Here is a 3795-nt window from a genome sequence, read left to right on the forward strand (position 1 = left end):
TGGCGTTATATACTATCTGATAATTATCGCTCACTTTATGTTGGATAAATGCGCTTGGGAAAAGGTTGAAATATTCTTGCGTATTGATTTGATCCAATGTGATTGAATTTCCTTTTATATCAGAATATTCCCCTCTAAGACCTGCCTGGTAACTTACCTTTTCAGAGAATTTTCCCTTATAAGAAAGGTATCCTGCCAAAACATTTTCATTATAAATGAAATGATTACTGCTTGGATCAGGCTCAAAAGGACCATCTTCAATAGAACGGGAGAGGTCAAGATTATTGTCAGATTTTACCCAAGACCCTTTTACACCTGTTTCAAGTGTACCCTTCCATAAAGGTTTTACCAAATCAACTTTTGCGGTGAAGATATTGTAAAACATGTCATTCAATGTATTCAATTTCCCACTTGCTAAATCCGATTGATCGTCTCCTGTCCAGGTAGAAGTACTTAGCAAAGATTCGCTACCGGAATTCATTCTGGTAAAATCAAAATCGGATGTAAGTTTAGTTCCTAGAGTATCCAGATTACCACCATAATGTAAGTTTCCAAAGAACCTGTTTCCTCCTCCTCTTGAGTCATTATAAGAATCCAAGTAAGTGGTTTCGGCAATCCCCGGAGTAGTAATATCTGTCAGTGAGGGGTTTGTGGTCGTATTATCAAAATCTGAAGCCTGAATATTCAATCCAATGTTATGATTCTTGTTGATTTCATAATTAGCTGCGCCATTGAAAAAGAGATTCTTATCTCTTTGTTTAATTCTTGATTCCTGCATGAAATTGGACACGCCCTCTTCCACTTCAAAATTCCGTTCAATATCCAGCTCATTTAGGTTTGCATTATGATTATAATTTAAATCTGCATTAGTGGACCACTTCCCTTTTTTCACATTTAATGAAATCCCAGCAATAGGAGCCCAAAAACCATTGTATTGACCTCCTGCCTGAACATTACCAAATACTCCGTCTACAGTATTCTTTTTAAGTTTGATATTGATCACTCCAGCAGAACCTTCCGCATCAAATCTTGCCGATGGATTATTAATTACTTCAATGTTTTTGATATTATCCGCAGGCATCGCTCTTAGGAAGTTAGCAAGATCAGTGGCACTCATATAGGTTTGGCGGTCATTAATCATTACCACAACACCGGTTCGGCCATTCAAGTTGATGATTCCATCTTGATCTACATAAATCCCAGGAGATCTTCCAATCACATCCAAAGCCGTTGCTCCTTCGGCCATAACTGTCCCTTCCACATTTACGATAGTTTTGTCGGGCTCAATTATTATTTCGGGTCTTGTGGACTGTACAGTTACTTCTTCTAATCCTGTTGCTTCATCCTGGACAACCACTTCTCCCATTTCTTTGATGATTCCTGGTTTGAGATCGAATGCTTCGGATTCAAAAGGCTTGAATCCTATGGAAGAGATTACGAGTTTAACTTTTTCAGTTTTGGTAGATTCTATCAGAAATAGACCGTCTTCATCTGAAACCGCTCCATCTACTAAGTGTCCATCCTGCACTGCTATTAACGCAACGTTAGCATATGGCACAGTTTGGCCATTTTGATCTAAAATTTTTCCTGAGATTTTGCTGACATCTTTCGCAGCAAGATTACTCATTCCCAATAGATAGGTAAAGAGTGTTAAGAAAAGTAAGTTGGTAGTTTTCATTTCAATGAAATAAATATGTGTTGACTATGCCAACCAATGAAAACAAAATGCCAATCCTTTAAAATGGTCTAAAAAAGCATTTTGAGGGGGTTTTTATTTTTCAAAAAATAAAACTGTATCAATTTCGTGCAGTAATTCGGCCACTTTTAAACAAAAAAATCCTCAGCTTGGAGGCTGAGGATCTCTAATTTTATCTTTTTAATCTTATTTCGCAGCAGCATAACGCTTGCTTACTTCATCCCAGTTTACCACGTTCCAAAATGCTGTAATATAATCTGGTCTTCTGTTTTGGTAGTTTAGGTAATAAGCATGTTCCCAAACATCCAATCCTAAAATCGGAGTACCTGGACATTCTGCAACATCCATCATAGGATTGTCCTGATTTGGTGAGGAACAAACACAGATTTCCTTTTTGGTATCGATGCATAACCAAGCCCAGCCAGAACCAAATCTGGTAGCTGCTGCCTTATTGAAAGTTTCTTTGAAAGCTTCGAAAGAGCCGAATTTCGCGTTGATGGCATCCGCAAGTTCACCTGTAGGAGCACCTCCACCATCGGGAGAAAGAATAGACCAGAAAAGTGAGTGATTGAAGTGACCGCCTCCATTATTTCTAACAGCAGTATTAGAGCCAGCAATCTTTAATAATTCTTCCAGTGATTTACCTTCTAGATCAGTTCCTGCAATAGCATTATTCAGGTTCGTCACATATCCATTGTGGTGCTTTGTGTAATGGATTTCCATTGTTCTTGCATCGATGTTTGGTTCTAATGCATCATATGCATAAGGTAATGATGGGAGTTCAAAAGCCATATTGTTAAAATTTAAGGTTAAACATTAAAATTAAAATCATTCAAATAATCTGCCTAAGGAACTAGCAGGAAAGAAAAAAAATTCCCTGAAATCTATATTCCTTTTACTTTCTTAATTTTTTAAAAAAATCCAAGAGCAATTGCTCGGATTCTAAGACCATTGGGCCTTGAAATAGTTTTGTTTTCGGGTGCAAAATTGAGGGGTTACATTGCTTGAAACCTCTTTTCAAATCGGGTGCAGCAAAATGAACTTCAGCTATTTGAGACCAGTATAGGGCTCCGGCACACATAACACAAGGCTCCAAGGTTACATATAGTTTACAATCATTCAGATATTTCGAGCCTAAATAATTTTCAGCGGATGTAATAGCCAGCATTTCTGCATGGGCTGTGACATCATTAAGTTTTTCTGTTTGATTGTACCCTTTGGCAATCACTCTATTTTTGCACACGATGACTGCGCCTACGGGTATTTCTCCTTCTTCGAATGCGATTTTAGCCTGCTTAAAGGCTTCATTCATGAAATAATCGTGGGTAAAAAGCTCCAAATCAATTATTTGAAAAATTCTAAAATCTCATTTCGGATTCCTTCATTGATAATTACAGCCAACAGAAGGGAAACTAATAATCCAATAAATGCTTTACTTACATCATTCCTTGCCAATTTATAGGCTCTGGAGACCCAATCTCTGCGTTTTTCGGGTTTACCTGCTTTGCCAAGTGCAATTGCCAGTTCACGTCCACCTAATAAACCTATGAATACCCAGGTAGTACTCATCGGAACCTTGCTGTGAATTTTAAAATAGAATAGTATTATGGCATAGACAAAATCTACAATGGTAGCTGCTCTTACGTCAGTCACATTCGATTTTTCATTTACAATAGATTGGATTTTGTCCCCTTTCAGATAAAATAAGAATCCAAGTCCGAGGAATACAAAGCCAGCATAGGCTGAAAACTCATAAACATTCAATTGTCTAGGAAGGAAAACAGCAATATTGGCAGCATCCTGCATAATCCAAACCGCCCAGAGGGTACCCGAAGTAATCCATTGTAAAAAAATCCAATATGGTGCAGGTTTTCCTTTAAGGTAGTTTTCTACAAATTTTTCCAGTAGAAACCAAACGACAATCGCAATTCCAAATGCCAATAAGTACCCTACAAAGCTTTTTCTCATCACATCAACAATGGTTCCAGCACTATACGTAAACACGTTGAGCAATAAGAAAGTCGTAGAAACAGGCATTCTCATCCTTGTCATGATCAACAAGACTATGGGAGCCGCCAATTGTAAGAAAACAAAGCTTT

The 3795-nt window shown here is 37.7% G+C and carries 4 protein-coding genes; all 4 read right to left on the reverse strand.

Features of this window, described 5'->3' with window-relative positions; all coding sequences use genetic code 11:
* The coding region (locus tag Q0L68_RS17710; protein WP_296705593.1) for an outer membrane beta-barrel protein at positions 1-1678 on the reverse strand (1678 nt) is incomplete at its 3' end.
* 204 nt (positions 1679-1882) lie between these two features.
* Positions 1883-2488: a superoxide dismutase gene (locus Q0L68_RS17715; RefSeq protein WP_296705594.1), complete on the reverse strand. Its 606-nt coding sequence runs from the start codon at positions 2486-2488 to the stop codon at positions 1883-1885.
* A 103-nt stretch (positions 2489-2591) separates the two neighbouring features.
* Positions 2592-3035: a nucleoside deaminase gene (locus Q0L68_RS17720; protein WP_296705595.1), complete on the reverse strand. Its 444-nt coding sequence runs from the start codon at positions 3033-3035 to the stop codon at positions 2592-2594.
* Between the two features lie 5 nt (positions 3036-3040).
* Positions 3041-3795, reverse strand: a 755-nt coding sequence (locus Q0L68_RS17725; protein ID WP_296705596.1) for a hypothetical protein, incomplete at its 5' end; no start/stop codon positions are given.

Origin of the sequence: Algoriphagus sp. (assembly GCF_024642405.1) — a bacterium.
GTDB lineage: Bacteria > Bacteroidota > Bacteroidia > Cytophagales > Cyclobacteriaceae > Algoriphagus.

What these genes read in the sequence shown, in the direction of transcription:
- Q0L68_RS17715 (WP_296705594.1), bottom strand. Translation starts at nt 2,488, where the DNA reads ATGGCTTTTGAACTCCCATCATTACCTTATGCATATGATGCATTAGAA.